Origin of the sequence: Mesorhizobium sp. M4B.F.Ca.ET.089.01.1.1 (assembly GCF_004022605.1) — a bacterium.
Taxonomy (GTDB): domain Bacteria; phylum Pseudomonadota; class Alphaproteobacteria; order Rhizobiales; family Rhizobiaceae; genus Mesorhizobium; species Mesorhizobium abyssinicae.
In genome coordinates this window covers 1-1315 of sequence record NZ_RZOS01000841.1, presented here as the reverse complement: position 1 = coordinate 1315, position 1315 = coordinate 1, and the positions used below count along the sequence as shown (strand labels likewise).

Annotated in this window: 2 protein-coding genes; both read right to left on the bottom strand. The window is 69.7% G+C overall.

The window, feature by feature from the left end:
- Nucleotides 1–728: efflux RND transporter periplasmic adaptor subunit (locus EN780_RS34390; RefSeq protein ID WP_128276473.1), on the bottom strand; the 728-nt coding region annotated here is incomplete at its 3' end.
- Nucleotides 725–1315: efflux RND transporter periplasmic adaptor subunit (locus EN780_RS34385; protein WP_128276472.1), on the bottom strand; the 591-nt coding region annotated here is incomplete at its 5' end. The genes EN780_RS34385 and EN780_RS34390, both read right to left, overlap by 4 nt.

Here is a 1315-nt window from a genome sequence, read left to right as displayed (position 1 = left end):
ATTTCGCGCAGCTTGGCTTCGGTCTGGATGGTCGGCAGCGATTGCAGGATGACCTCGAACGGCGTGCCGGCGGCGAGGTCGCCGGTCAGCTGGTCGGGGATGTCGACCACCGCTTCGCGCAGGTCCGAGCGCGCCACGGTGACCACCGTCTGGCCCGGCGACACGGTCTGGCCGACCTCGGCGCCGACGGCGGTGACGACACCGTCGAAATCCGAGAACAGGCGCGCATAGCCGAGCTGCTCCTGCGATTTGGCAAGCGAGGCCTTGGCCCGCTCGACGCCGGCCTCGGCCGCTTTGCGCGCCTGCTGGGCGGCATCGAAGACGGCCTGCGAGGTGTTGGCGGCGGCCAGCAGCTGGCGCTGGCGCTCCTCGCTGGCGGCGGCGTTGGCGAACTGCGCCTCGGCGTTGGAAAGCTCGGCCTTGGCCGCCTGCACCGCAAGCTCCAGCGCCGTCGGGTCGAGGGCTGCGATCGTCGTGCCCTTGGTGACGATGTCGCCGACCTTGACGTCGCGGGCGACGACGCGGCCGAGCAGGCGGAAGGAGAGGTCGGCGCTGACTTGCGGCTCGATCGACCCGGCGAAGCCGAAGGTCTGGATGGTGCGCGGCTCGATCACCACCGACAGCACTGGCCGGATGATCTCGGGCGGCTTGTCTTCCGATTGCGAGCAGCCGGCGAGCGGCGCAAGCAACAGCAGGACGGGCACAAGCACGGGCGGCAGCCGCTTCATTGGCCTGCTCCCGCGATCTCGATCGCCTGTCCGGGGCTGAGCAACTGGCCGCCATTGGTGACGACACTCTGGCCTGCCTCAAGCCCTCTGCTGATGACGACCACACCGGAATCGAAGGCCAGCACCTCGACCGGCGTCGTCGTCGCCGCCTTGTTCGATGGGTCTACCACCCAGACCGCCGGCTTGCCGTCGGTCGAGGTCAGCGCCTGCCAGGGCAGCAGGATCGCCTTGATCGGCTTGGCGCTGGCCGAGCCGATCACGGCCGCGCCCAGCGGCATGGCGGCGGGCGTGTCGGGAATGGCGACCTTGACCCGGATCGATCCCGAAGCCGGATCGACCGCCGGCGAGATCTCGCGCACCTTGCCCATCGCCCTGACCTGCGGGTCGGACAACAGCGTGATCGTCACCGCTGGCGTTTGCGGCGTCCGCGCGACCAGCGTTTCCTGGACGTTGAACACCGCGTCGCGATCGCCGTCCTCGGCGATGGTGAAGACGGTCTGCGCCGCCTGCACCACTTGCCCGGCTTCGACCTGGCGGGCGGTGATGAAGCCCGCCGCGCCGGCCTTGAGCTCGGTGAAGGACAGGTT